This window comes from Klebsiella sp. Shm-1, from assembly GCF_040804525.1.
Classification (GTDB): domain Bacteria; phylum Pseudomonadota; class Gammaproteobacteria; order Enterobacterales; family Enterobacteriaceae; genus Klebsiella; species Klebsiella pneumoniae.
Genome location: NZ_CP161823.1, coordinates 4,607,297 through 4,634,289, shown reverse-complemented (window position 1 = coordinate 4,634,289; position 26,993 = coordinate 4,607,297). Strand labels below are relative to the sequence as shown.

The window sequence follows — 26,993 nt, the reverse complement described above, 5'->3', positions numbered from 1 at the left end:
CATGGGCAAACTGAGACTGACAACGGCGCAGGCGCTGGTGAAGTTCCTCGATAACCAGTACCTGGAAGTGGATGGTGTAGAGCTGAAGTTCGTGAAAGGCATTTTCGCGATTTTCGGCCATGGCAACGTCCTGGGGCTGGGGCAGGCGCTGGAGCAGGACAGCGGCGATATGCGCGTCTATCAGGGGCGCAACGAGCAGGGGATGGCCCACGCGGCCACCGGTTTTGCCCGCCAGGCCCTGCGCCGGCAGATTATCGCCTGCACCTCCTCCATCGGTCCGGGAGCGGCCAACATGATCACCGCCGCCGGCACCGCCAGCGCCAACCGCATCCCACTGCTGCTGCTGCCGGGCGATGTCTTCGCCACCCGCCAGCCGGATCCGGTGCTCCAGCAGATTGAACAGAGCTACGATCTCAGCATCAGCACCAATGACGCTTTCCGCGCAGTCAGCAAATACTGGGACCGCATTACCCGCCCGGAACAGCTGATGAGCGCCTGCATCAACGCCATGCGCGTCCTGACCGACCCAGCGGAAACCGGCGCGGTAACGCTGTGCCTGCCGCAGGACGTGCAGGGCGAAGCCTGGGATTACCCGGAATCCTTCTTTGCGCGCCGCGTGCACCGTCTCGACCGCCGCCCGGCCAGCGCCGCGCAGCTGGCGGACGCCGTGGCGGCCATCAAAGGCAGCCGTAAACCGCTGATCGTCTGCGGCGGCGGGGTGAAATACTCCGGCGCGGGCGAAGCGCTGTCCCGTTTTGCCGAGCGCTACGGGGTGCCCTTCGCCGAAACCCAGGCCGGGAAGGGGACGGTGGTCTCTTCTCACCCCCTGAACGTCGGCGGCGTCGGCGAGACGGGCTGCCTGGCGGCGAACCTGCTGGCGAAAGAGGCCGACCTGGTGATCGGCGTCGGCACCCGCTTCAGCGATTTTACCACCGCCTCGAAATGGATTTTCCAGCACCCGGAGGTGCGTTTCCTGAATATTAACGTCAGCAACTTCGACGCCTGGAAGCTGGACGGCATTGCCATGCTGGCGGACGCCCGGGAAGCGATGACCGCTCTCGACGCGGCGCTGGCGGACAGCGGCTGGCAGGCCGGCTGGGGCGCGCAGATCGAGAGCGTGCAGAGCCGTCAGTTAAAAGAGACCCAGCGCGTCTACCAGGCGGTGTGGCAGGAGAAATCCTTTGTGCCGGAGATCGACGATCATCTCGATCGCGAATCGGTGTATCGCGAGTTCCGCCAGATCACCGACTCCACCCTGACCCAGAGCAGCGTTCTTGGGGTACTGAATGAAACGCTGCCGGCCGAGGCGGTGATCGTCGCGGCGGCGGGCAGCCTGCCAGGCGATCTGCAGCGCGTCTGGCGCAACCGCGCGGAAAACACCTACCACGTGGAGTACGGCTACTCCTGCATGGGATACGAAGTCAACGCCGCGCTGGGCGTGAAGCTGGCGCAGCCGCAGAGCGAAGTCTACTCCCTGGTCGGCGATGGCTCGTTCATGATGCTGCACTCTGAGCTGGTCACCTCCCTGCAGGAGCGGGCGAAGATCAACGTCGTGCTGTTCGACAACATGGCCAACGGCTGCATCAACAACCTGCAGATGGAGCACGGGATGGACAGCTTCGGCACCGAGTTCCGCTACCGTCAGCCGGAAACCGGCCAGCTGCAGGGCGGCCTGGTGCCGGTGGACTTCGCCACCATCGCCGCCGGCTACGGCTGCAAAACCTGGCGCGTCACTACCCTGGACGAACTGCGCCATGCGCTGGACGCCGCCCGTCGCGAAACGGTCAGCACCCTGATTGATATTAAAGTGCTGCCGAAGACCATGGTGCACAAATACGGCAGCTGGTGGAACGTCGGGGTCGCCCAGACGGCGCTCTCTGAGCGGATCCGCAAAGTGGCGCAAATGATTAATGAAAAGCGCGCCCAGGCGCGTGATTACTAAAACGAACATCCACTCTGAATCCTACAGACTTACGGAGAAAACCATTATGTCGCTCAAATTAGGTGTCATCGGCGCTGGCGCTATCGGTAAAGAACACATCCGTCGCTGCACCCAGGTTCTGCAGGGGGCCACCGTTGTGGCGGTGTCTGATATCAATGCCGACAACGCCCGCGCGGCGGTTGCGCTGCCGGGCGTGCAGGCGGAAGTCTACGCCGACGGCCACGACGTGATTAACGCCAGCGATGTCGATGCCATCCTGGTCACCTCCTGGGACCCGACCCACGAAGAGTACACCCTGGCCGCCATCGCCGCCGGTAAGCCGGTATTCTGCGAAAAACCGCTGGCGATGACCGCGGAAGGCTGCCGCCGCATCGTCGATGCCGAAATGAAGGCCGGCCGTCGTCTGGTGCAGGTTGGCTTTATGCGCCCGTACGACGAAGGCTATCTGGCGCTGAAAAAAGTGATCGACGATGGCGATATCGGCGCACCGCTGATGCTGCGCTGCGCCCACCGCAACCAGTCGGTCGGCGAGAACTACACCACCGATATGGCGATCACCAACACCCTGATCCACGAGCTGGACGTGCTGCGCTGGCTGCTGAACGATGACTACCGTTCCGTGCAGGTGCGCTTCCCGCGCTCCACCTCGCACACCCATGCGCGCCTGAAAGATCCGCAGATCGTCTCCTTTGAAACCAAAAAAGGCACCCTGATCGACGTCGAAGTGTTCGTGAACTGCCAGTACGGGTATGACATCCAGTGCGAAGTGGTCGGCGAAACCGGGATTGCCCGTCTGCCGGAGCCGTCGGCCGTCCAGATGCGCAAGTCCGCCAGCCTGTCGACCGCCATTCTCACCGACTGGAAAGACCGCTTTATCAAAGCCTACGACGTCGAGCTGCAGGCCTTTATCAACGACGTCAAAGCCGGCCAGCTGCACGGCCCGTCGGCCTGGGACGGCTACGCGGCGTCGGTGGCGGCGGATGCCTGCATTAAAGCGCAGGGAACCAGCGAGCCGGTTGAAGTGACGCTGCCTGAGTGCCCGGCATTCTACAAACGTTAAGCGCGTTTTGCTGACGGAACTTCTTTGCACAGGTAACGACGATGAAAATTGCTTTTGATGTGGATGTCATTAAGGACCTCGGGATCACCCGCATGGTCCATCAGGTAGCGGAGTGGGGCTACAAGTACATTGAACAGTCGCCGCACCCGCAGATTAACCCGTTCTACAAGCACCCGCGCGCCAGCCGGGAGATCATGGCGGAGTACAAGCAGGCGCTGCGCGATACCGGCCTTGAGCTGTCGTCGTTTATCTGCGTCTACCGCTGGTCCGGCCCGGACGAACTGCGCCGTCAGGCGGCGGTGAAAAACTGGAAACGGCTGGTGGAAATTGCGGTGGAGATGGGCGTTCAGGTGATCAACACCGAGTTCTCCGGCGATCCGAATCAGCCTGAGATCTGCGATGAAATGTTCTATCGCTCAATGGAAGAGCTGTTGCCGATTTTTGAGCGGGAAGGCATCCGCGTGGAGATCCAGGCGCATCCCTGGGATTTCTGCGAAGAGAACAATGAAACCGTCGATATCGTGAAGTCGTTCCGCAGCGATAACGTGAAGTACGTCTACAGCGTGCCGCACACCTTTTTCTACGACAAAGGCGTCGGCGACGTGGCGAGCATGCTGCGCTATGCCGGGAGCGATCTCTCCCATGTCCTGATTGCGGACACCCGCAATCATACGAAACATTGCCGCTATATCGTTAACCCGCCGGGCGTGGATGCCGTGGTGCACCAGCACGTAGGCGTCGGGGAAGGGGATGTGGATTTCGACGCGCTGTTCCGCACCCTGCGCGAAATGAAATTCGCCGAGCAGACCTTCAAGGTCGGCGGGGAGCCGATTGTCGCCACCTCGCTGTTTGGCTACCCGGAAAAAATGAAATACCAGGCAGTGGAAACCCGTGAACTTATTGAACGTGAATTGCTGCGCCGGTAAGGCGCAGCGGCAGGAGCCCTACTATGAACAAAGATAACGTCAAACTGGCTATCGCCCCAATCGGCTGGACTAACGATGATATGCCGGAGCTCGGCAGCGAAAACACCTTCCAGCAGATCGTCAGCGAAATGGCGCTGGCCGGCTTTACCGGCAGCGAAGTCGGCAGCAAATATCCGCGCGACCCTGCGGTCCTCAAGCCGATGCTGGATATCCGCGGCATTCAGATCTGCAACGCCTGGTTCAGCACCTTTTTCGCCAACGGCCAGCGGGAAAAAACCATTGATGAATTCGTCAATCACATGAACTTCCTTCATGCGATGGGGGCGAAAGTGATTGGCTGCTCCGAGCAGAGCGGCAGCATCCAGGGGCTGGATAAACCGATCCTCGGCGATGCGAAGCCGTGCTTCAGCGAAGAAGAGTGGCAGCGGGTGGCAGAAGGCTACAACACCCTCGGCCGCCTGGCGGCGGAGAAAGGGATGCAGGTCTGTCTGCACCACCACATGGGCACCGGCATTCAGACCACCGCGGAAATCGACAAATTTATGTCGCTGGTGGACGAGCGCGTCTTCCTGCTGTTCGACACCGGCCACGCCTGGTATTCCGAAGGCGGCGAAGCGCCGATGCTGGCGATCCTTAAAAAGTATCTGCCGCGCATCAACCACGTCCACCTGAAAGACGTCCGCCCGCCGGTGATCGACCAGGTGCGCCGCGACGGCTTGTCGTTCCTCGACGGCGTGAAAAAAGGCACCTTCACCGTCCCGGGCGACGGGGTGATCGATTTCCGTCCGGTGTTCAAGCTGCTGGACGACTTTGGCTATAAAGGCTGGATGGTAGTGGAAGCCGAGCAGGATCCTGCTCTGGCCAATCCTTTCGAATACGCCGTCAAAGCGCGCAAATATATCCGCGAAACGGCAGGGATCTAATCGTTGTGACATTTTCAGGCCATACCGGGTATGGCCTGCTTTTTTCCTTTCTCAACCGGACCCAGGGCTTAACCACAGCGCCGGACAGTTCCCTCTCCCTCAGGGAGAGGGCGGGGTGAGGATGACGATGACGGGTAAAGCGTCACTTCACTTCCGCCAGCGCGGTCTTATCCACATACGGTTTCATCAGCGCGTCGGCTTCCTTCTGCGCCGCCTGCACCGCTGCCTCCGGCGTCACTTTGGCATCATTGACCACCGCCGCCAGCTGGTTCTCCATCGCCTTACGCACCGCCACGGTCTCCCAGGTGGAGTACCATGGATGGGCGTACTTCAGCTGCTCAAGGGCGATCGCCGCCCGCGGATCCTGCTGCAGATAGGCCTTCATCTCCGGCGTATCGTATGACGCCTTGCGCGGCGAGAAGTAGCCGGTGAAGCGGCTCCACGCGCCGTTCACCTCGGGGCTCACCAGATAGGTCAGGAACTGATACGCCGCTTTCTTCTGCGCATCGCTGATGCCTTTAAAACTCACCAGGCTGGCGCCGCCGATCGGCACCGCGCGCTGCTCTTTGGCCGGCAGCATCGCTACCCCAAGCTCAAAGTCTTTGCTGTTCTCGCGCATAAAGCCCAGCGCGCCGGTGCTGAGCATCGCCATCCCGAGCTTGCCGGAGAAGAACGCGGCGCTGATCTGCTTCGAGTTCAAGACCCCGGACGGCATCACCTTGTCCTTGTAGATCAGATCCTGCCAGAAGCGCAGGGCGCCGATGGCGGTCGGCGAGTTGTAATAGACCTCGCCCGGATAGTCTTCGTTAAAGTATTTCCCGCCGTTGGCGCGCACCAGTGCCGAGAAGATCCAGCCGCCGTAGTCGTCGTTGGTCGACGGCAGCATGATCCCCCACTGGCCTTTGCTCTCGTCGGTCAGCTTTTTGGCATCAGCCAGCAGCTCGGCCCAGGTCTGGGGCGGCTGTTTGATCCCGGCTTGATCGAACATCGTCTTGTTGTAGTAGAGGATCGGCGTCGAGTTATGGAACGGGATCGCATAGGTGGTGCCCATCACCTGGGCGTTCTTATGCATCGCGGGCCAGAATTCCTTTTGCAGAAAATCGCCGGCCTTTTGATCGCCATATTTAAACAGCTCGTCCATCGGCAGGATCTCATCTTTCAGCGCCAGATCGGTGGTGAAGTTGGCGGACATGATCACCAGCGCCGGCGGCTGGCCGGCCTTCTGCGCCGATTCGGCTTTGATCTTGGTGGTGTCGTAGTTGCCGGTGAAGATCCCGCGCACTTCGACATCCTGCTGCGAGTCGTTGAATTGCTTAATGACGCGGGTCATCTCCATGGTCAGCTTGCCGTCCACCGGCGCCGGGAACATGAAGTCTATTTTCTCTTTTGCCAGCGCCGCGCCGCTCAGGGCAAGGCTGAGGCCAACCGCGACTAGCGTAAAAGGTTTAAACATGATTACACTCCATCAATAAATTATGCTGGGTCTCAGCATGAAAAAGATGCACATCGGCAGGCGAGAAGCCGATCTGTAGCGACTCGCCTTTCTCCGGCACCGTGCCGCGGTGGCGGCGGCTAAAGCGCAGGGTGCCGATCGGGGTGCTGACGTGGAGCAGGTAATCGGCCCCCATCAGTTCTCGTTGCAGAACGGTGGCCGGCAGGCGCAGATGGCCCTCCTCCACGCGGTCGGTAATATGTTCCGGGCGAACGCCCAGCCAGACGCGGGTCTGATCCCGGTGGCGCGGCGGCAGCGGATGGCGTTGTTCGCCAAGCTGAACGTTGCCGTCAACGCAGGGGAGCGATAGCAGATTCATTGCCGGTGAACCGATAAATCCGGCCACGAACAGATTGGCCGGGTTGGCATACAGATATTCTGGCCGTCCTACCTGCTGCACGTGGCCGCCGTTCATCACCACGATGCGGTCGGCCATCGACATCGCCTCGGTCTGATCGTGGGTCACATAGATGGTGCTGGTTTTCAGCTGCTGGTGGAGCGCCATAATGCTGTCGCGCACTTCGCTGCGCAGGCGGGCGTCGAGGTTGGAGAGCGGCTCGTCCATCAGGAACAGCCGCGGATTGCGCACAATCGCCCGGGCCATCGCCACCCGCTGGCGCTGGCCGCCGGAGAGCTTCGCCGGTTTGCGGTCGAGCAGCGCCTCCAGCTGCAGCATCTGCGCCACTTTGTCCACCCGCGGCTGCCAGCTGCTTTTCTCTTCCTTGCGCACCTTCATGCCGAAGGTGATGTTGTCGCGCACCGACAGATGGGGGAACAGGGCATAGTTCTGGAAGATCATCGCGAAGTTGCGCTCGCGCGGCGTGGTGGCGGTGATGTTCTCATCATGCAGCCAGATTTGTCCTTCGCTGACCGGCTCCAGCCCGGCGAGCAGGCGCAGCAGGGTGCTTTTCCCGCAGCCCGACGGGCCGACCAGCACCACGAATTCGCCTTCGTGAATATCCAGCGACAGGGCGCTGAGCGCCGGTTTGCCGTCGAAACGTTTACTGATGTTTTGCAGACTGAGCATGGCGGTTAGCGCTCTTCCGTTGGGCAACTGATGTTTTCGTCGTACAGCCACGGCCCGGCGTAGTGGGCCAGCGAGTGCTGGTAGCTCACCCACTGCTCACCGACCTGACGGTGCATCAGGCACGAGGCCGGGGAGAGGTCGTAATAGGGCCGGGTGTCTTCGTGGCAGTACGGCACCTGATGGACGGTGCCGGGAATGGTGGAGATCAGCGCCTGGCGATACTGGGTCATGGTCAGGCTGTGGTTGTGGCCGCAGAAGATGCGCGTCAGCGACGGAAAACGCTCCACCAGCGCCAGCAGACGGTGGCCGTTTTCGCAGGCGATCGGGTCCATCTGCGCATTGCCCAGCGGCAGCGGCGGGTGGTGCATAAAGATCGTTGCCGGTTTGTCGCCGCCCTCGAACAGTTGCGCCTCCAGCCAGCTGATGGTCTCGTCGGTCAGCCAGCCTTTTGACGTGCCGGCATGACTGGAGTCGATAAACAGCAGGCGGGTGGCGAAGTCATCCACCGCATAGCGCATATTTTGCGGATCGTTGCCCAGCTGCGGGCACAGCGGATGAAGATGCTCGAGAAAATGGGCTTTGTCGTCGTGGTTGCCGGGGATCAGATACAGCGGATAGTTCAGGCTGCCGAGGATCTGGCGGGCCACCTGATACTCCTCCGGGCGGCCGCAGTTGACGATATCCCCGCTCACCACCACCGCGTCCGGGCGCTCGCGCAGCGCGTTAAGCTGGGAGACCACGTCGGCGTTGGCGGCATTGACGTCGATAAAGCCGTACAGCTTCTCGCCGCGGCTGCGGAAATGGGTATCGGAAATGTGCGCTAACAGCATGAATCACTCCTTATTTGATCCCGGAGAAGCCGAAGCTCCGCAGGAACTGTTTCTGAAAAAGGATGAACGCCAGCATCAGCGGCAGGCAGACCATCAGCGTCCCGGCGCCGATGGTGCCCCACTGGCCGCCGGATTCGGCGCCCATGGCGAAAGAGACCAGCCCGACGGTCAGCACCTGCTTATCGGGATCGTTGAGCATCATCAGCGGCCACAGGTACTCGTTCCAGTGGTAGGTAATGCTGACGGTGGCGAAGGCCAGCACCGACGGCCAGGACATCGGCAGCAGTACGCGGAACAGCACCTGCCACCAGCGGCAGCCCTCCATCAGCGCCGCCTCCTCCAGCTCTTTCGGAATGGCGAGGAACGCCTGACGCATCAGGAACACGCCGAACGCCGAGGTGAAGTAGGGCATCATCACCCCGGTGAGGGTGTTGAGCAGGCCGAAGGTTTTCAGGGTCAGCATGTTCGGCACCATCATCACCACCGGCATGATCATCAGCTGCACCAGGAACAGGAGAAACAGCGTCTGCTTGCCGCGAAACTCGTGGCAGGCGAAGACGTAGCCGGCGGTGGTGATGGTCAACAGCTGCACGAAGAAGGTGCCGAAGGTGAAGATAAGGGTGTTGGCGTACAGGCTCAGCCAGTCGGCGCTGTTCCAGGCGTCGCGGAAGTTATCGAGAGTCAGCGGCAGGCGGGGCAGCAGCGACGCCATATCGTCGCCGAAGGTGGTGGCGCTGAACGAGGTCGCCAGCATCCAGATAAACGGGCTGACCCACAGCAGCGCCAGGCAGCACATTAATACTGTGAGCGTAAAGGGCGACGAGCGGCGCAGGCGCAGCCACAGCGGACGGGCGGCGGCGGGCGTGCGGACCAGCAGCGGCGAGATTTCAGCGCTCATAGTGGGCTCCTTTCTCCAGCAGTTTCAGGTTAATCAGCGAGAAGGCGAACAGCCCGGCCAGGGTGAGGAAGGTGGCGGCGGAGGCTTTACCGAGGTCGTGGGTATCCCAGGCGAGATTCTGGATGTAATAGAGCAGCACGGTGGTGGCGTTGTCCGGCCCGCCGCGGGTCATCACCGCCACGTGGTCTATCTGGGTGATGGAGTAGATCAGCGCGGTGGTGATCACAAAGCTCAGGGTCGGGCGCAGCAGCGGTAGCGTGACCTTAAAAAAGACCTGCGTGCGGGTAGCCCCCTCCATCAGCGCCGCTTCCCGCGTCGAGGCCGGAATGCTCTGCAGCCCGGCGAGGAAAAACAGCATGTAGTAGCCGGCGAACTTCCACACGCCGATCAGCGCCAGGGCCAGCAGCGCGCTGTTGCTGCGTCCCAGCCAGTTGTTGTTCATCGGCCCGAACAGCTTCGCCAGATAGTGGTCGAGCAGGCCGAGGCCGGGCATAAAGATAAACAGCCACAGCGCGGCGGCGCTGACCATCGGGATAATCATCGGGAAGAAAAAGGCGGTGCGCAGCCAGCGGTTGACGCGATGGTTCTCGCTCAGCGCCACCGCCAGCAGCAGGGCGAGGGTCACCCCGGGCACTACCGTCAGCAGGATATAGAGCAGATTATTGACCAGCGACTGCCAGAAAACGCCGTCGGCAAACAGGCGGGAGAAGTTATCCAGCCCGACGTACTGCGCGCCGTCGCTGGCCATGCGGGTATCAAACAGGCTGTCATACACCGAACGCCCCAGCGGGAACCAGGTAAACAGCAGTAAAAACAGCAGGGAAGGCGACAGGATCAGCCAGGGAAGCCAGGTCTTTCTCATGGTGACGCGCATCTCGTTCAGCCATTTATCGAAGCCCGGATTGTGGGAAGCAATGACTACAGAGGCATGGCGGGGAGATGACGGTTTGATGAAGCAACGGGGAAAACGCCGGGCGAGCGGGCCGCCCGGCGGGAGAGAATCATCAGAAGTCGGCTTTCAGCACCGCGCGGTAGCGGGCTTTGCCTTCGCGAACGTGCTTCAGCGCTTCGTTAATTTGCGACATCGGGAACAGCTCGGTGGTCGGAGCCACTTTGCTGCGCCCGGCAAACTTCATCAGCGTGCGCAGTTCGGACGGATTACCGGTCGCCGAGCCGGAGATGCTGCGGTCGCCGCCGATCAGGGTAAAGGCCGGCACCGGGAACGGCTTCATCACCGCGCCGACGGTATGGAAGTTGCCGCCGTAAGCCAGGGCTTCGAAGTACGGCTGCCAGTCGAGGTCCACCGCCACGGTGTTGATGATCAGGTCGAACTGACCGGCCAGCGCTTTTAAGGCTTCCGGATCGCGGCTGTTGACCACGCGATCGGCGCCCATCGCCAGCACTTCCTGCTCTTTGGCCGGGTTGGAGCTGAAGGCGGTCACTTCCGCGCCCATCGCCCGCAGCAGCTTAATGGCGATATGGCCGAGGCCGCCGATGCCGATCACCCCGACGCGGCTGGTGGCGGTGACGTGGTGGGTCAGCAGCGGTTTAAAGACGGTGATGCCGCCGCACAGCATCGGGCCGGCGGACGCCAGATCGATGCTCTCCGGCAGGGGGATCACCCACTGCCAGTCGGCGCGCAGCTTATTGGCGAAGCCGCCGCGGTTGAGAATGGTCGGCACTGAGCCTTCCAGACAGTTGATCTGGTTGCCGCTGATGCAGGCGTCGCAATGGCCGCAGCTGCGCGCCGTCCAGCCGATGCCGACCTTCTGGCCAATCTTCAGCCCTTTATCCTGCGCCGCGCTGCCCAGCGCCGCCACCCGGCCAATCACCTCGTGACCGGCCACCAGCGGGTAGCTCGACATCCCCCATTCGTTGTCGATCATCGACAGGTCCGAATGGCAGATCCCGCAGTATTCCACTTCAACTTCGACATCTTCCGGCTGCAGCTCACCTGCATCGTATTCCCACAGCGACAGATCGGCGCCCGCTTCTTTGGCGGCGTAGCTTTTAATGATGCTCATGTTCATTTCCTTGGGGTTGGCGTGATAACCCAGAAAGTGTAGAGCATGGTTTTTCACGGCGCTTGGCAATCGGAGGGGTCGCGAAGCGGGCGGACCAGCCGCCCGTTAAGGTCAGCGGCTGGCCAGCGGCCACTGATTAAGGCGGATGCCGCGCTGCGGGGCGTTCTCGGCAAAATCATCCAGCACCGCCCGCACGTCCGGGTCGAGATAGCCGACGCTGTCGTGCTCGACGATCACCACGCTCTTTTCCGGAATCTTCGCCAGCAGGGCCAGCAGATGTGGATTGTGCATAAAGGTCAGATTCTGCTGGATGCGCAGCACGTAGTGGTCATCGTAGCGCGCCAGCTGCAGCGAGTGGCGATGGCTGCGCCAGAGGCTGAACGCCATCTGGGTGGCAAGACCAATCCCGATCCCCGCCAGCATGCCGCAGGCGATAATCCCGCCGATGGTGGCGAGGAACGGAACGTACTGCGCCGCACCCTGGCGGAACTGCTCGATGAACAGCCGCGGCGTCGCCAGCTTATAGCCGGTATACAGCAGCACGGCGGCGAGGCTGGCGAGCGGGATTAAGGTCAGCAGGCCGCTGAACCACAGGCCGCAGATTAACAGCAGGACGCCGTGGATAAAGATCGACAGCTTGCTCTGCGCGCCATTGCTGACGTTCACCGAGCTGCGGACGATCACCGCGGTGATCGGCATCGCCCCCAGCACGCCGGAGAGCAGATTGCCCACGCCCTGGGCGACCATTTCGCGGTTCGGCGAAGGCGGCGGATTTTGCGGACGCAGCTTTTTCAGCGCCTCCTGGCTGAGCAGGGTTTCGAGGCTGGCGACCAGCGCCAGGGTTACCGCCACCACCCACACCGACGGATTGCGCCACGCGCTCCACGCCGGAGATTCCAGCTCGCCCAGCAGGTCGCCGAGGCTGCCGAACGCCGGCAGGGTAATACGCGGCAGAGCGGCCAGCTGCTGCGGCGCAAAATGGGTCAGCAGCAGGGTGGTCACGCAGCCGAGCAGGACGGCGATCAGCGGCCCGGGGATCCAGCGCAGGCTCTTCACCCGGCGGATAAGCGGCGAGCCCCACAGCCAGAGCACCAGCAGGCCGCCCGCGGCGACGGCAATCGCATTGACGGAGAAAGCGGCATTGCCCTGAACCACTTCGGCAAGCCCGGTCTCTTCCGCCGTGCCGAGCGCGACGGGGATCTGCTGCATAATCAGCAAGATGCCGATCGCCGCCAACATGCCTTTGATGACGCTGGCGGGAACCAGCGAGATAAAGTGCCCGGCCCGCAGAATGCCGAACAGCAACTGCAGCACGCCGGCCAGCACCAGCGCCATCAGGAAGACGGAGAAGGAACCCAGGGATTCAATGGCGGCGACGACGATGGTGACCAGTCCGGCGGCGGGGCCGCTGACGGCGAAGCGGGAGGGGCTGAGGGCGGTGACGACCAGGCCGCCGATGATACCGGTCAGCAGGCCGACGAAGGGCGGTAAGCCGCTGGCCTGGGCGATGCCGAGGCACAGCGGCAGGGCGACAAGGAAGACGACGATGCCGGCGAGAGAGTCCTGACGAAGCGTGTTCATGGGGCGTGCTCCTGCGGTGAGAGATGTTCGACGAGGGTGGTTAAATGGCCGGAAGCCAGATCGTAGACGCAGCCGTGCAGGCTGAGCGGCCGCCCGCTGGCGAGCACCGTCTGCACCGGCTCACTCTCCAGCAGACGGGCGAACTGGGCGCGAACGTTGGCTTCCACCAGGGCGTCAAGAGCACGGCGAGAGGGCTCCGCGTCGGAACTGGCGCTGGCACTGGCGCCGGGGGAGGCCTCAACACCACACCCATCGGCGATCTGCGCAATTTCGTGATACAGGGTGTGGCGCAACTGGCCGATGCGGCGAGCCAGCGCCGAGGACTCCTGCGCCAGCGGCAGGGTGGGCAGAGAGAGCGCCGCCTGCACGCCGCCGCAGCCGTAGTGGCCGCAGAGCACCACCCGCTCCACCTCAAGGTAGTGGAGGGCATACTGCAGGACGCTCATGACGTTGTCGTCGGCGGGATCGAGCATGTTGGCGATATTACGGTGGACAAAGAGCTCGCCGGGCTGGCTGCCGGTGAGCACCTCGGAGGGCACGCGGCTGTCGGAGCAGCCGATCCACAGCGAGTGGGGCCTCTGCCCGTCGATCCATTTTTCGAAATAGTCCGGATCATGCTGACACTTCTGCAGCGCCCAGCTGCGGTTGCGGGCCAGCAAAGGTTTTAACGTCGTCACAAGTATTCTCCTGAGTTAATTCATCGAGTGAATATGTCCATCAAGACTCGTACAGCGACTAGTAAAAATAGTGTTTACCGGAACCCTTCACGCCTGAGGAAAATCCTGGAATAAACGGCAAAAAGAAAACTTTTCATTAATGTAAAGTTATAAAAATATTGAGGAAATTAATGTTTTGCCGCGGAGCGGATGAATAACTAAAAGGCATTGGCTAAAACTTTCTGGACTATATGGGAATGGTGACGGGTGGGGTGGGGGGAATAGTTGGGGAGTGGATATTGGGGATGGGTGGGGAGCGTTGGGTTGTGCTGGGGATGCGGGTGAGAGTGGGATGAGAACAAGTTGAGATAAGATTGAGTGAGGTTTGGGGGGATCAAGGGGAAAGGGGAGTGGCTGGCAGGTGGAGTTGGGGTTGTGGGGGTTGTGAGAGGAGGGTTGCTGGTGGCAGTCGCGCTGTGGAACGACAGCAAAAGGTGACGCTGCGCAGGATAGCGCTGTTTTTTTCAACACTTAGCGCAATGACGACACGCTGTCGCTTGCATGACCGCCGCCGACAGGTATAATCCAGAACGTTTCCGCATCCCCTTCAGTGCCGAAGTGGCGAAATCGGTAGACGCAGTTGATTCAAAATCAACCGTAGAAATACGTGCCGGTTCGAGTCCGGCCTTCGGCACCATCGGAACATCAATAGACGTCAACGGACGTCTTTTTTTGTGCCTGAAATCCAGTATTCACAAGGCTTTCCTTGCTTTTTCACTCAACCTAAGTCAACCAGATTCAATCTACATCAACTTACTGATGCGGGTACAACTGCGGGTATATCTCGGTTCGATAATATTTGTACCCACACAGAACCCTTGAAAGGATACTCATCATGGCTCTGAGTGATGTGAAGGTTCGTTCAGCTAAGCCTGAAGCAAAAGCCTATAAACTGACTGACGGTGAAGGCATGGTTTTGCTGGTTCACCCTAACGGCTCCAAATATTGGCGGCTTCGTTATCGCTTCGGTGGGAAAGAGAAGATGCTGGCGCTGGGGAAATACCCTGAAGTGTCGCTGGCGGATGCCAGGGCACGCCGGGACGAAGCCCGTAAGCTATTAGCTAATGACGTCGATCCCAGTGAGAATAAGAAAGCCGTTAAGGTAGAGCAGGAGCAAGAGGCGATAACTTTTGAAGTGGTTGCCAGAGACTGGCACGCCAGCAATCAGAAGTGGTCTGCATCGCATAGTGCTCGTGTATTGAAAAGCCTCGAAGATAATCTCTTTGCTGTCATCGGTAAGCGGAACATTGCTGAATTGAAGACACGGGATCTGCTTGTACCCATCAAAGCAGTCGAGTCGTCCGGACGTCTTGAAGTTGCGGCTCGTTTGCAACAGCGAACTACCACGATTATGCGCTATGCCGTTCAGAGTGGCTTAATCGACTACAACCCCGCGCAGGAGATTGCTGGTGCGGTTGCTACGGCGAAAAGACAGCATCGTGCGGCTTTGGAGCTTAACCGCATACCTGAATTACTTCATCGCATTGATCATTACACCGGCAGGCCTTTAACTCGATTAGCTGTCGAGCTCACTTTGTTAGTGTTTATCCGTTCAAGCGAACTGCGCTTTGCCCGTTGGTCAGAAGTGAATTTTGAAACGGCCATGTGGACGATCCCAGGTGAGCGTGAACCGCTGGAAGGTGTTAAGCATTCGCAGCGTGGTTCAAAGATGCGGACGCCCCATCTTGTTCCCTTGTCGCGTCAGGCCTTAGCTATTCTGGAAAAGATCAAAAGCATGAATGGGAACAGAGAGCTGATCTTCGTTGGCGATCACGATCCGCGTAAGAACACGGTTAACAAGGCCTTGCGTGTGATGGGCTACGATACGAAGGTTGAGGTTTGCGGGCATGGTTTCAGGACTATGGCATGTAGTTCATTGATTGAATCAGGGTTGTGGTCGAAGGATGCGGTAGAAAGGCAGATGAGTCACCAGGAGCGTAACACTGTGCGTGCGGCTTATATTCATAAGGCAGAGCATTTGGGGGAGAGGAGGCTGATGCTGCAGTGGTGGGCGGATTATCTTGATGCGAATAAAATGGCTGCTATCACTCCATTTGACTATGCAAAGATTAATAGTCCTTTTCGATAATACTAACTAAATGTATGAATATTCAGTTTTTGTTAATTAAATATTTATAGCTGAGAAGCCTCCCCCCGAATGGGGAGAGGCTTTTGTCTTAACTCAAGCAAGAAAGAAATCGTTATGTAAAACTTTATTTTTGTCCGGTACTTGAACGGAAGTGTTAAATATCCAAGGTATCTTGTTCGCCTAATGGCCATCTTTTCAATCAAATAACCCCAAGCTTTGCATACAATTCTTTTTTCTCTTTCATGCTGTTATCCAATGGTGCAACTCGTAATGCTGCTTTCAAATATGCTGCAGCACCAGAGTAATCACGCATTTGCTCGCAAACTAAAATGAGTTGGCTTAACACATGGAACTTCATTGGAGTTGTTTGGTTTACTTTCTCCAATAGTGCTCTTGCTTCAGGATATTTTGCTTCAAGGCCAAGGATAGATGATTCTAAATACATGGTAGTCGCGTTTTCTGCTTCAACTTGCTTTCGTTGCAACAGCCAGAATTTTGCTTGACTAATATTGCGCAACTGTAAGTTTGTCTTAACTATCAGCTCGAACAAAGCCGCTGGTTGAGTCAATTTACCCTCGAGCAAGATCGCTTTATTATCTTCTACAACTTTTTCAAAGTCGAATAAGCGATTGGCGCGGTACAAGGCAATAAGTTGCTGATGTAAAGCTTGTAGATCTTTACTGCGGCCATACTCCTGCGACGCTAACTGGGCAGCCTTTTGGTAAGACTGATTGGACATTGCTTCAAGTACCGCACTTGACCAGTCCTGATCAAGTTTAGTCTGAAAAACTGGAGCAATAGCACTAACTTTTAGTTGCTTAGTGGTAGCTGCATCAAATGCATGAATTAATTCGGAAATAGTTGAAAAGCGATCCTCCGCTCGTTTTTGTAAGCAGGTAAGAACCACTTGCTCCAGGTCCGTATGAATAGAGCTATTAATCTCTGTCGGAAGCTTGAAAGGTGCGTGGCGCTGAACTTGTGCTGGCGTATCATGGGGGAGCTTTCCTGTCAGCAGCTGGTATAGCAAAACACCTAAGCTGTAGATGTCGCCCAATAGTAGCTCTTCCAGACTGCCTCTACGGCTATCGACGTTGGAGAACTCTGGGGCCGAATACAACACAGTCCCGCCATTTTCTCGGGTACGAACGTAAATTTCTTCTGGTAAAGCTGAGCTGCCAAAGTCCGTCAACTTCACCAGGTCCCGTTCGCCAACCAAAATGTTATGTGGCTTAATATCTCCATGGGATATTGGCACTGGTAGCTCGGACAAATAATGTACAGCACAGAGCACTTGACGATATATTCTGAATAAACGTTCATAGGTCTGGCCAAAATTACGCTGCCTGTCATCAAGCTTTTGCGCCAGGGTTTGGCTTGGGAAATATTCCATTTCAATATAGAACCATTCATTATCTATACGGCCCATATCAAAAATTTGCACAATATTTTCGTGCGGCTCGACGTCTAAAAGCTCTTTACCTTCGGCAAGCTGGCGGTCTTCCCGAGTAATATCCTTAGGGATTTTTACTGCGACAATTTTTCCATCTTGCAGGCGCTCCGCCCGCCATACCCAACCATGGCTGCCATCACCAAGGCATTCAAGTAACAGGTATTTGTCACCAAGGCGTTTATTCGTCCCTGGCAAAAAATGTGCTGATTTTATATTCACATCAACACCTCATAGTGAATTCTGTCCAAAACAATCATGCTCAGATTTTTGATAAATAAAAAGCGACTAAATACCACCTCAACATCAGGAGCGGCGCTTACTTGGGTACCAGTGGATGAAGTGAAACCCATGCGGCAAATGTCTTTCAGTTTTCGGGTATCAGGTGCACCTACTAAGCCTTGGCTCCAGGCACTAAGGACCAGGGTTTTGGGGCAATGATTCCAGCGCTGCGCTGCTTCCAGTAAGTTTTTTAATTTTTCTTCTAGCTTGTGCTGCCCCTTCGCTGAACCATCAAAGCGTTCAAATTCGATTAAACACATAGGCGATGCAGATGATTTATGAAACCAGCCCGAGTCTGAGCGAATATCAGCACCAAATGTACCTGGAGCCGGACATTCCACTACCGCCATAAATGACTGTTCATGCCCGAATGTATTCCAAACGCTACAGCCTAAGCTGTGGACCAATACATCCTGGTCCAATAGCTTACCGCTTGCTAAAAGTGGAAACGTCTCATTTACCCAAGCTACTTCAGGCATAGGCACCTTAGCCATTGAAAGAGCCCCAAACACGCAATACCTCCGGTGATTCACCACCGTGAATTAATGCCTTACTACCTATTTTAACAAGCAGTGGTGCAGGGATTGAACGACCACACACCAGAGCTTCACCGGTTGATAAACTAGGAAGTTCCTCCAGGTCAGCTTTGCTCACCATATCTGATGCTTTAGCTATAAATCGTTGATCGTCTGGGTTCTTTAAGCGCATCGTAATTAGCGTATTGCACTGAGAGGTCACATCTGAATCTAATTTCGATGGACGCTGGCTCACAATGCCAAATCCAACACCAAATTTACGACCTTCACCGGCGATCTTTTTAATAATGCGGTGACTGACTGCATTGCCACCGGCCGGAGCAAAATTATGGCCTTCTTCGTAAATGATAAAGCATGGGCGCAGCGGGTCCGTTTTGCTTGAGGCCGCCTTTAATATTTCACTAGATAACAGTGCACAAATGACTTGCTTAGCAGTATCACTCAAACCTTGTAAGTCAACAACGACTAAACGCCCTTGTTGATTGCTCGGGCGTCCCACCATTTTGTAAATATCAGTTGGCTCAGCCATCGTTGCACTGTAAAAACTTTTGGCTTCATTAAGCACGCGTGAAAGCTTCATCGAGGCGACGGCGGCACTACGGCCTGATAACGCCTTCGCCTCAGCTTCAGAAAGGTCGTCCCACTCTTTTAACTCTTCAATGCCATCACCTAATAAGAAGCGTAGGCGGTTAATATCTCGTGGCTCGGTCTTATCTGCAGAGCGCCAATAACGAATTGCAACATCGAGTACCCGTTGTTGCGGTTCCGTTAAACCAGGTAATATTTCAGCAATATCGTCCATTTCAAAATGGTCAAACTGAAGCGCTAATGGTGTATTCTTACTAGCGTATTTATGTTTAAAAGATTCGTGCTGCGGCGAGTAAACTTGAATACCTGCACCGGCGGCTTGCAGTTTTTCAAAGGTCTGTTTTATCAGTGGTAGTGCTTCTTGATCACGCTTATCGTCAGTGGCTTCTAAGAAGCTTGAGAATTGCAGATTACCGCCAGCGAGGGCTTTACCATATTCACCATGTGGATCAAATACTACTACAGTACCGTTATTAACCGCGACTAAACGCTCAATAATGCGGCCAACAGTATAAGACTTACCTGAACCCGTCATTGCCAGAACTGCCAGATGCTCAGTGACCAACTTGTTCACGTCAATAAAAACAGGAACTGTATTCTCGCCTTTGTCGTAGCCTACCAGGTTGCCCAAGTGCAAACTGGAGTGTTCATTAAATTCGTAAAAATCACTCAAAAACTGGAAATCGACGGTTTCAACAGCGGTACCAGGGTTAAGTGGGCGACGTGGAATTTTGATTTGACGAGTAACAGGATCGCGGTAACCAACCAGCTCGACCTGAGCAAACATATTCTCACCAGTTACATTCGCACCGGGCAAAAGCTCAAGCTCAGTCACACCATCGCCAAAGCCGGCGTTGTAGAGCATATTGGTGCGACTGATCTTAGTCACTCGCCCCAGTACGGCGACTTGCCCCTCATCTTTGCGTTCCTGGTGCATAATGCGTACAAACTCACCACGGCGTACTGAAAACGAGTCTTGCACAACCATAGTTAACTGGCTGGCATCACCAGTGTTACCGACTAATTTACCTAAAACTTTATAAGCCATTATTCAATCCCTCATCGAGGCCTGCCAACCACCCTGCCTCAATATCATTATTCTTTAGAGCCTGGTGTAAACCCTGGCGATAAAACGTAGCAAATTTAGGTAAAATGCCAAGCTGTTGATAGCCAAGTAATTGTGGCAACGGCATTGCATTACCTTTGTTTTGTATATCCAGCACTATCAGGCGAGAGGCAACTAAATCGAGATCAGCACTTTTCCATTCTGGTTCGTCACCCGCTAATTGCACCATTTTTATCTGTCCACCTCGGGCACTACGGAAGTGAAAACCAATTAACCCTTGCTTAGCTTCAATGTTGGGTTCAATGCGGTTTTCTTGCTCAGACAAACGAAATGCGACGGTGCGCGAATAGTTGCCTAAAATGCCATTGATAAATCGCAAATCCCCCACGCCCACCAAACTTTCATCCAGCCCTGCCAGATTTTGCATCAACTCTTTAGAAAACCCATCAGAGGCTAAAATTTGTTTGCGGCCTTGTTCGGTACGTAAATCTTGTTTGGCGATACTTACAATTGCACTAAAGCGCTCAGCCAAAATGCTCGCAAGCACTACACCATTTTGATTCCACGGAAAAATTTTAGAGCGATGGTTTTGCCAAAAAGTTTCTATCACTTGCCTGGTTTTTTCGTACTCTTGTTTATGACGGACATTGCGCTCCAGCGGAGCCATATCCCGTGCTAAAAACAACGGCGTATCCAGCAAAATTAAATCACCTGGCTCATAACTTAAGAGTTTTTTCTCAACTAACTGATAAGAATGACGAATTTCAATTAAATCAAGTCGTTTACGCTGTGCTTCAAAATCAATATCATCCAGTTCTGATACCGAGTCGCTACCCGCCGTACTGACTTTATTGTCATCTATTAGCAAATCTGTGCGTACTGCTGCACTGGCATAAATAAAACCACCCAATACCTTGTCTAAGCACGATTTAGTCGCAATACCGGCTACGCGTAAATTAACGATTGTGGGCTTGGGGACCGCTTTCACTAAGCCAGCATCACGGAACAGCGGTGCCACTTGCTCAATATCACGGACCTGTTTAAGCAAGCGTCCTGCGCTTCCAGGTAAGCGGAGCTGGCTATCGATGGCGAGAGATTGCGCTAAATTCATCGTTTTGTTCTCATTCATGCTTATAGCGCTCCTGTGTGTAGCTGCTCGTTAAGTAATGGGGCATAAGCCCAATATTGCGAGGCTTGTAGGCATGTTTTACCGGTGGCTGTTATGCCCGCTTCGTCGATAAAATCGTGCTGCCGCAACATCTCCCCCCGCTTGACAATATCAAGGCTGTTAACATCAAACATCAGCTTAACCGCGTTATGCTCAGACAACGCTTGTAAGCTCATGCTACTTCCAGCGTAGAGTAGTAGCAATACAACCAGATCGTGCTTATCAGGTGTGTAGTCGGTTGATGGCGCGTTAGGTTCGATGATTCGTTCAGCAATGCCTGCGTGGTCCACAAACCAATTCAACCATCTCACCAGGATCTCACTATGATCGAGTAAAGTCAGCGACCACAAAGGTAACGTGGTAAAGGCTAATAGCCCACTGTTGCTGTGTTTTCGTATGTAACGGGTATGCACCACATCGCCGGCCTGGTGTTGGTGGCGATCTGCACTGCCAGTAAAGCCAGCAATAGCCTGGTCTGTTTCACTGGCTAGCAAAGCGGTTAGCCCTGGCTCTTGCACCCTCAAGACCGCTGGTACTAACTGCCAATCTAGTGGGGAGGACAAGTGCGCTAATAAGGTAAATTGTTCAGCTTTCAGGTTTATCACCAAAGCGGCACAACCTGCCTGCATAGCCCAGTGATACAGGCGTTGCATAGTATTAGCGTCAGTCAACTCTTCTGCTTGTACTAACAACAAACCGCTGGCTGGCGGCGAGCTAATCCAATCCTTCGTTAAGGGGGTTGCCCCCGCAACAGTTTGCAAAAACCGACCTTTACGATTACTGGCCAGTGCTGCAGATAAGTAAAGACTCATTGCGTCACCTCTATAAACCAGTGGCAAAGGTTAGGCGCATTTTTACAATACCTTTGTCTACAAGTCCTTTCTGTTGCTCAGGTGTTAACGCGGGTTCTTGGTTTTGGCTCAAAGCCTGATAAATCGGTTGCCAATCCGCCAGTGTTAAGCCTGTATCTTTTAATATTTGCTCACCCTGGCTCTGCCATTTGGCTTGGGTGCTTTCACACACCAGTTGAAGTTCACTGACACCCAAATTGCTCACATCCCCCAGAGTCAACGCTGCTGGTTCCGCTTGCTTTTGAGAAGCCAATAGCGGTTTTAATAACGGCAGCCAGCTGTTTACCTGCTCGATGGAGCTGCGTCTGAATTGGTTAAGACGCTCTTCAATTTTAAGTAGCTGACCTTGAATCGGTGTAAGTTGACCGCGTGCCGGTTTTAAAAGCTCTTCTGGTAAATCCCGTAACGATGAAAACTGCCCATTGCGCAAACTGTTTTGCATACTTTGACGCTTGCTCTCGGCATCGTTGGGGAGATCGGCAATAGCGTCTTTAATGAGCTGTAATTTCATTACCAGTTTTGGTAGCTCTGCAATGTCATCAGCGTACTCATACTCAGCCGTGGCGCTACTAAGCCATTGTTGCAACTGTTGGGCGCGTTGGTTTTGCTCTGCGAGGTTATTTACCAGCTTCCCAAATCGTTCTTTGCAGTTGCGGTAGCTAGACAAAATATGTCCCTGGATCTCCACTATCGGCAGCTGTTGATCACTGTGCAGGTTTAAACCCACTTCTTGCGCTAAGGCTGAAAGCTTGTCATGTGCTTTACCTAAATCGAGTTTACGCAGGTAATGCAGTAAGGTATCGCTGTCTGCTTGCTGCTCTTTTTGGCCAGTGGCACTGCTGGTATCGTCTTTCAACGCGCCGTCTAAAATATGACCTATGGTGCGCAGCGTGTTGGTGTACAGACGTTTCGGGAAATTCGTCAGTGGGGCACACTCTGTTTCAACATCTATGATTAAATCAGCGAGTCGGTTGTTGATACGCTCAGCACTGCGCTCAACAAATTCGGCAAATAAACAGGCCTGTTCAATGCGTTGATAAAGCGAGGTCGTTTTGTCTTCTAAGCTAAGAATATGGGCATCTTTTAGCATGGGCTTGGAACTATTAAGCGGTTTAACCTTTGCTACTAACTCCAGCACTTCAGCACGCTTGTGGATAAGCCCTGCCAGTACTTGCGTGTCGTTGGCCTCGACAATATCAGCCAGTTGTTCTTCTTGGTGTTTGAGCACGTTAAATAGTGATTGTGCTTTTTCCAGCTGCTCTTTAGCTTCCACGGTGACAAAACCCAGCTTATTTGTACCCAGTGGCGCGAACATTTCATTAATGCGTGCATAACCATACACGCGGCTCATGACTTCCACATTGGCTGCGTAGCTGCCCATATCGTTACCGCTGAACCAGTTTTGTGCTTCTCTAATGGCATTTTCTAAGCGGGAGCGCGGATAGTGCTCCCAAATTGCCTGTTTTTCTGTTGGATTGGTTAACGTGAGTAAGTTCAGCTCTCCACACCACCACATCCAGTCATTAAACACGCCTTTGGCGGTAATGCTCGTTTCAGCCACATAGGCGAAATAAAACTGCTGCTTAAAGCCTTCGAATTGCCACTTGTGCTTTTTATTAGGGTGAGCAATACGGGCTAAAAATAATGGGATCTGCACCTGGCTTCGCTGCACATTATTAAGTTCAGTAAATAGCCCGGCATGTTCATCGGCCGTGTAGCCTTTGGCAACATAGCTGCCCGGCACTTTAAGTTTATCCAACAAGCTGCTCAGCTCATTCACTGGCACGCCGTGTTGCTGCTGTAAATCGAGAATGCCGTTTAACTCAGGGTGAGCAATGGCCAACTGATACCAGCCTTTAAACAACAGGTCGCGGTCATTCGGTGATAACTTACCATCCACCTTTAACGGCCAGGCAATTAAACCGCGCTTCTGCAAGCGCTGGCGCCACTTGTGAATGGCATCCGTGGCAAAGGTAGTCAAGGCATGCAGCTTGTTTTTGAATTTCGCGGTAAAGCTGTCGGCAGTTAAATTCACGCCGTGCAACTGGCATGCTGCCAGACTTAAGCCAATACGCTCTAACTGGTCTGCTTCGCTTGGGTTGACATAATGCAGCAGTATCGCATCACGCAACTCATTTCTTTCATCCAGTCTGCTGTATTGCTCCATAAGATGTGCAGAAGCGGTTAACGCTAATACTGGCGTGCGACCATTTTGGTGGCTGTGGTTTGCCGCAAAGGTGTGAAGATTGTTCAGCTCAATGAGGTTACTGACCCAGGCAAACAAGGCTTTACCTTCTGGGTGAAGCTTAAATCCATCCAGGGTAAGTAAACCACCCTGGCGACCACGGGGCTCGGTTAAAATGGCCAGAGGTGCATCGTCGCTGCCCGCTTTATTACTCAGTAAGCTTTCATCATAGGTCCAGTTGTTATCCAGTAATCTCATAAAGCCCGTTACACGGGCTAATGCCTTGATGAGCGGCTTCTGGCTATTTTGTTTGCTCAGTTCACTCATCGCCTGTTCATGGGCATCGCCCATGGCGGGATCTTTAAAAATCAGTGAGTTTTGCTGGGCACTGCGATAGCGCAAATCCAGGCGCAGTAACATCGCCACACTGGGGCCAATATGCGTTGCTTCGCTGGCGTCCAGCTCGGTAGTTTCACCCACTAACTTGTGCCATAAGGCATCGGCAGCAAATTCTATCGCTGGGTGGTCATACAGCAAGCTGAGTAAGTATTTAAACTCACCTTTTGACAGAGGCAGTAATACCGCGCCTTTATCGCCGCTTGCGGCTTGCTCTTTAATCGAAAAAGTACGCAGGTTATCCAGCAAAGTATCTAAGTTCAGCGCTTGATCTACTGCAGGGTAGTACCATTCATCTTTATCGCGGCGGAATTTGGCTTGCTCCAGGGCTTGTCGGCACTGTAGGCGGTCAATGCTCAGTTTGCGGTAATGAGCAGCTATGGGTTCCAGATCTTCGTTTTTCAGCGCCAGCAATTCAGTGGCATGGTTCACTTCAGCTAAGCGCACGGGTAATTGGCCGTAGAGCAAACTACGGCATTCGGTCAATAGTGCCTGGTCGCGGGTTTGAATGCCTTCTATCGCACCTTTATCCAGAACATGCCTGGCCACGCGGCCAGAACCAGCCAACACAGCTTCAAATAAATCGCCCACATCCTTGATACTGCGGCCTGCTTGTTGGTATTGACTCAGCACCGCATCCACATTAGCCATGACCACGTTAAACCAACCGAAGTTGGCACCACTCATGGCGTATGCAGCTTCCACTAAACCAGCAGGGTAATTAAAACCCAGCTTGCCGTCTTTTAAGAGGCTTGCCACATAGTCTGATACATCGGCAAAGGCATTATGCTCAAGTTCCACTAACTCAAAGCGGCGTGCGACCGATTGAATTTCGCGCAATTGCTGGCCAAGCAGTGGTGAGCACAGTGCAACATAGCGCAACCATGGAAGTTTACGGCGAGGGTCTTCCTCTTTAATTGCTTTACCAATCAGGCGAATGGCCTGGCCATCGAGGCGTTTATCTCGTTCGTCTTCCAGGCCAAAAGTGGCGGCTTCTGCAACGGTTTCCAGCTCATCCAGCACCACCAACATATACTGTACGCCAAAGCTCTTTAATACTTTATAGGCGGCTTGCACCAAACTGACTACCAGCGTTTGGTCAGTATAGAGGTCTTCTTCGCTGTGGTTGGCGTTCAGCTGTAAGGCATCTGCTAACAGTTCAGACTTAAAGCCAAATGGCATTAAGCGTTCATAGGCTTGTTTGGCAATTTCACTTTGAATCGATCCATCAAAGGTTTGGGTGGCCAGTGGTAATAGCGCCTGATATAAACCAAAAGCAAACCAGTTATCCGAGTTTTGATAATCTGATGCCACTTGAGAGTAGCGAATGTAGAGCGCCAGATATTTATCTTGCGTATCGCGATTAAACAGTTGCTTATCGTGCAGTTGGCCTTGCTCATCGCGGACAAACCAGCCCCTGGAACAGTCGTTAATTTGTGCGACCAATTCATGGCCTAAACGTGATTTACCCCGGCCCCATTCGGCTTCGACGGCAAACACATGGGCAAAGCGATCATCGTCGTGATCCACCGTATGCAAAAAGGTTTGAAAGCGTTTGAAAAATCGGCTCTGGCCCACTAACGGGTCGCGAGGTGGGTAATCTGATACGCCCGTCGCCGCCCAGCGATGTTGTTTTGCCAGGCTATCAACCATCTGTTCGTTTAATTCAAAACTCATAACGACGATCCTTGAAGGTTTATTCTATTGGCGGCGCGTTTTTTATTGGCATAGCAGTTTTGCGCCAGTTGCTTAATGGTCCGTTGTAAAGTTTGGCTTTTGTAGCCAAATAGCGGTGCTAACGGCAGGCTATAACAGGCATCGCTGAAGCTTGTGTGAATTCGATATTGGCCGGACTCGCCACGACCCGCCTCGGTAAATTGCCAGATTTTTTGTGCCAACAATTCGGCAATCAATGAGCTTAGGACGCGGTTTAGGCGGTTGATGCTTTCTGTGTTCGCATCGAGTGCCGGGTAGAGGGTGATATTGAGCTCACCGAGCAGAAGCACAATAAACTCAGCCAAACTGCCCAGGCTCACTTCATCACCTTCAAGGCCTTGTACTGCCACATTTATTTGACCGGGTGCAAAGGCATTTTGCCCGACAGGTAAAGTGAGCAACAAGCCGCCACGTTGCTCGGCAACCCAGGCATCTTGCACAAATATAATGAGACTGAGTAAAAATAACCAGGGTTGTTGGGCGAATAGCTCGGTAAGCGGCACGTTGTCATGACCCGAGCGGGACACCAATAACCAATCGGCATTGGGGTTAAGGTCATGTTCATCAAGCAAGGTATTAGGGAGTGCTAACAACCGCCCACTACACCAGTTATTTGTCAGTTGTTTTGCGGTGACATCCACCACTTGTATAGGTGCCGGTGGTTCATTTTGTTCGCTCACGGTAAACAAGGTATGGCTGGTGCGCAAAATACGACATAGCGCGGGAATGGCAGCATTGTCGTTTAGGCTATGACCGAGCAAATCGCGTTCGGTTTGTGCCAAAGGGCCGGCAATGATTTGCGGCGTGGTGGCAGTGCTTTCCAGCTGGGCTAAGACCCATTCACTGGCATTGCCCAGTTGTTGAATGAGTTTAACCAATACCATTGTGTCACTCATCGTGCCTGCTTCCTGGCAGCGAGCGGCGGCTAAATTTATCCAATGTTGGCGAACATCTGGGTTTAAGCCCAACAACGCTAATTGCCATTCACCTGACTGGCTTAAATCGTTAAAGGCATCAAGCAATGGTGCAGTGAGGCTAAAGGCGCTAATGATATCCGTTTCAGCGTCGTTCTTTTTCGGTTGTATTATTGGTTGTAGCAGTGACCTGAGGGCAGGCACAGCCGCCAGTAACAACGCTGCTTTACTGGCGGTTAAACCGCCTTGCTGCCAAAGCTGCAGGCAGAAGTTAAGTGCCGCTTCGCTATTTACGGGGTCGTTATTTTGCCTGGTTGTAATGCTGTCCATGCCCCT

The 26,993-nt window shown here is 54.7% G+C and carries 20 protein-coding genes and 1 tRNA gene; 6 read left to right on the top strand and 15 right to left on the bottom strand.

Going from position 1 to position 26,993, the window contains the following annotated elements; translation table 11 throughout:
* Position 1: 1 nt before the first annotated feature.
* Genes iolD through iolE form a run of 4 tightly spaced genes read left to right on the top strand, consistent with a single transcriptional unit; the run spans position 2 to position 4,851 of the window.
* Positions 2–1,942 carry a 3D-(3,5/4)-trihydroxycyclohexane-1,2-dione acylhydrolase (decyclizing) gene (iolD, locus tag AB1E37_RS22635; RefSeq protein ID WP_004186736.1) on the top strand — a complete coding sequence of 647 codons (1,941 nt, stop codon included), beginning with the start codon at positions 2–4 and terminating at the stop codon, positions 1,940–1,942.
* A 46-nt stretch (positions 1,943–1,988) separates the two neighbouring features.
* Complete coding sequence (locus AB1E37_RS22630) at positions 1,989–3,002, top strand: Gfo/Idh/MocA family protein (RefSeq protein WP_004186740.1); 1,014 nt, start codon at positions 1,989–1,991, stop codon at positions 3,000–3,002.
* A gap of 41 nt (positions 3,003–3,043) precedes the next feature.
* On the top strand, positions 3,044–3,928 hold the full coding sequence (locus AB1E37_RS22625) for a sugar phosphate isomerase/epimerase family protein (RefSeq protein WP_004152193.1): 885 nt from the start codon (positions 3,044–3,046) through the stop codon (positions 3,926–3,928).
* 23 nt (positions 3,929–3,951) lie between these two features.
* Complete coding sequence (gene iolE / locus AB1E37_RS22620; RefSeq protein WP_004192343.1) at positions 3,952–4,851, top strand: myo-inosose-2 dehydratase; 900 nt, start codon at positions 3,952–3,954, stop codon at positions 4,849–4,851.
* Between the two features lie 142 nt (positions 4,852–4,993).
* Here iolE and AB1E37_RS22615 read toward each other — a convergent pair whose 3' ends face one another.
* The 8 genes from AB1E37_RS22615 to AB1E37_RS22580 all read right to left on the bottom strand — a co-directional run bounded on the left by AB1E37_RS22615 (position 4,994) and on the right by AB1E37_RS22580 (position 13,380).
* Complete coding sequence (locus tag AB1E37_RS22615; protein ID WP_032448227.1) at positions 4,994–6,304, bottom strand: ABC transporter substrate-binding protein; 1,311 nt, start codon at positions 6,302–6,304, stop codon at positions 4,994–4,996.
* A complete protein-coding gene (locus tag AB1E37_RS22610) occupies positions 6,297–7,370 on the bottom strand; it encodes an ABC transporter ATP-binding protein (RefSeq protein WP_002886975.1) in 1,074 nt (357 codons plus the stop codon). Before AB1E37_RS22610 ends, AB1E37_RS22615 begins: the two co-directional genes overlap by 8 nt.
* Before the next feature lie 5 nt (positions 7,371–7,375).
* On the bottom strand, positions 7,376–8,200 hold the full coding sequence (locus AB1E37_RS22605) for a phosphodiesterase (RefSeq protein ID WP_002886979.1): 825 nt from the start codon (positions 8,198–8,200) through the stop codon (positions 7,376–7,378).
* A gap of 10 nt (positions 8,201–8,210) precedes the next feature.
* Positions 8,211–9,098, bottom strand: a complete 888-nt coding sequence (locus AB1E37_RS22600; protein ID WP_002886980.1) for a carbohydrate ABC transporter permease — start codon at positions 9,096–9,098, stop codon at positions 8,211–8,213.
* On the bottom strand, positions 9,088–9,972 hold the full coding sequence (locus tag AB1E37_RS22595) for a carbohydrate ABC transporter permease (protein ID WP_004152194.1): 885 nt from the start codon (positions 9,970–9,972) through the stop codon (positions 9,088–9,090). Before AB1E37_RS22595 ends, AB1E37_RS22600 begins: the two co-directional genes overlap by 11 nt.
* A gap of 130 nt (positions 9,973–10,102) precedes the next feature.
* Positions 10,103–11,122 (bottom strand): NAD(P)-dependent alcohol dehydrogenase, encoded by a 1,020-nt coding sequence (locus AB1E37_RS22590; RefSeq protein ID WP_004178400.1) that lies wholly within the window; start codon positions 11,120–11,122, stop codon positions 10,103–10,105.
* Positions 11,123–11,233: 111 nt separating this feature from the next.
* Positions 11,234–12,703: a SulP family inorganic anion transporter gene (locus AB1E37_RS22585; protein ID WP_004222216.1), complete on the bottom strand. Its 1,470-nt coding sequence runs from the start codon at positions 12,701–12,703 to the stop codon at positions 11,234–11,236.
* Positions 12,700–13,380 (bottom strand): carbonic anhydrase, encoded by a 681-nt coding sequence (locus AB1E37_RS22580; RefSeq protein ID WP_367776868.1) that lies wholly within the window; start codon positions 13,378–13,380, stop codon positions 12,700–12,702. The genes AB1E37_RS22585 and AB1E37_RS22580 overlap by 4 nt, the downstream gene beginning before the upstream one ends.
* Before the next feature lie 591 nt (positions 13,381–13,971).
* On the opposite strand from AB1E37_RS22580, the gene AB1E37_RS22575 reads away from it, so the two are divergent.
* Positions 13,972–14,056: transfer RNA gene (locus AB1E37_RS22575), tRNA-Leu, on the top strand.
* Positions 14,057–14,254: 198 nt separating this feature from the next.
* Positions 14,255–15,508 (top strand): integrase arm-type DNA-binding domain-containing protein, encoded by a 1,254-nt coding sequence (locus AB1E37_RS22570; protein ID WP_004222222.1) that lies wholly within the window; start codon positions 14,255–14,257, stop codon positions 15,506–15,508.
* A gap of 199 nt (positions 15,509–15,707) precedes the next feature.
* On the opposite strand, the gene AB1E37_RS22565 is transcribed toward AB1E37_RS22570, so the two are convergent.
* From AB1E37_RS22565 to AB1E37_RS22535, 7 genes are read right to left on the bottom strand one after another with little or no spacing between them, the layout of a single operon-like run.
* Positions 15,708–17,177, bottom strand: a complete 1,470-nt coding sequence (locus AB1E37_RS22565) for a serine/threonine-protein kinase (protein WP_029884612.1) — start codon at positions 17,175–17,177, stop codon at positions 15,708–15,710.
* Positions 17,174–17,716 carry a hypothetical protein gene (locus AB1E37_RS22560; protein WP_223271240.1) on the bottom strand — a complete coding sequence of 181 codons (543 nt, stop codon included), beginning with the start codon at positions 17,714–17,716 and terminating at the stop codon, positions 17,174–17,176. Before AB1E37_RS22560 ends, AB1E37_RS22565 begins: the two co-directional genes overlap by 4 nt.
* Before the next feature lie 7 nt (positions 17,717–17,723).
* The gene (locus AB1E37_RS22555) at positions 17,724–19,409 is read right to left on the bottom strand and encodes an ATP-binding protein (protein WP_004222242.1); all 1,686 of its coding nucleotides are present in this window, start codon (positions 19,407–19,409) and stop codon (positions 17,724–17,726) included.
* Complete coding sequence (locus tag AB1E37_RS22550; RefSeq protein ID WP_014599018.1) at positions 19,399–20,556, bottom strand: hypothetical protein; 1,158 nt, start codon at positions 20,554–20,556, stop codon at positions 19,399–19,401. Before AB1E37_RS22550 ends, AB1E37_RS22555 begins: the two co-directional genes overlap by 11 nt.
* A 2-nt stretch (positions 20,557–20,558) precedes the next feature.
* A complete protein-coding gene (locus AB1E37_RS22545) occupies positions 20,559–21,407 on the bottom strand; it encodes a hypothetical protein (RefSeq protein ID WP_004222254.1) in 849 nt (282 codons plus the stop codon).
* 10 nt (positions 21,408–21,417) lie between these two features.
* The gene (locus AB1E37_RS22540; RefSeq protein ID WP_004222256.1) at positions 21,418–25,704 is read right to left on the bottom strand and encodes a hypothetical protein; all 4,287 of its coding nucleotides are present in this window, start codon (positions 25,702–25,704) and stop codon (positions 21,418–21,420) included.
* A complete protein-coding gene (locus AB1E37_RS22535; protein ID WP_029884610.1) occupies positions 25,701–26,987 on the bottom strand; it encodes a hypothetical protein in 1,287 nt (428 codons plus the stop codon). The genes AB1E37_RS22540 and AB1E37_RS22535 overlap by 4 nt, the downstream gene beginning before the upstream one ends.
* Between the last annotated feature and the right edge of the window lie 6 nt (positions 26,988–26,993).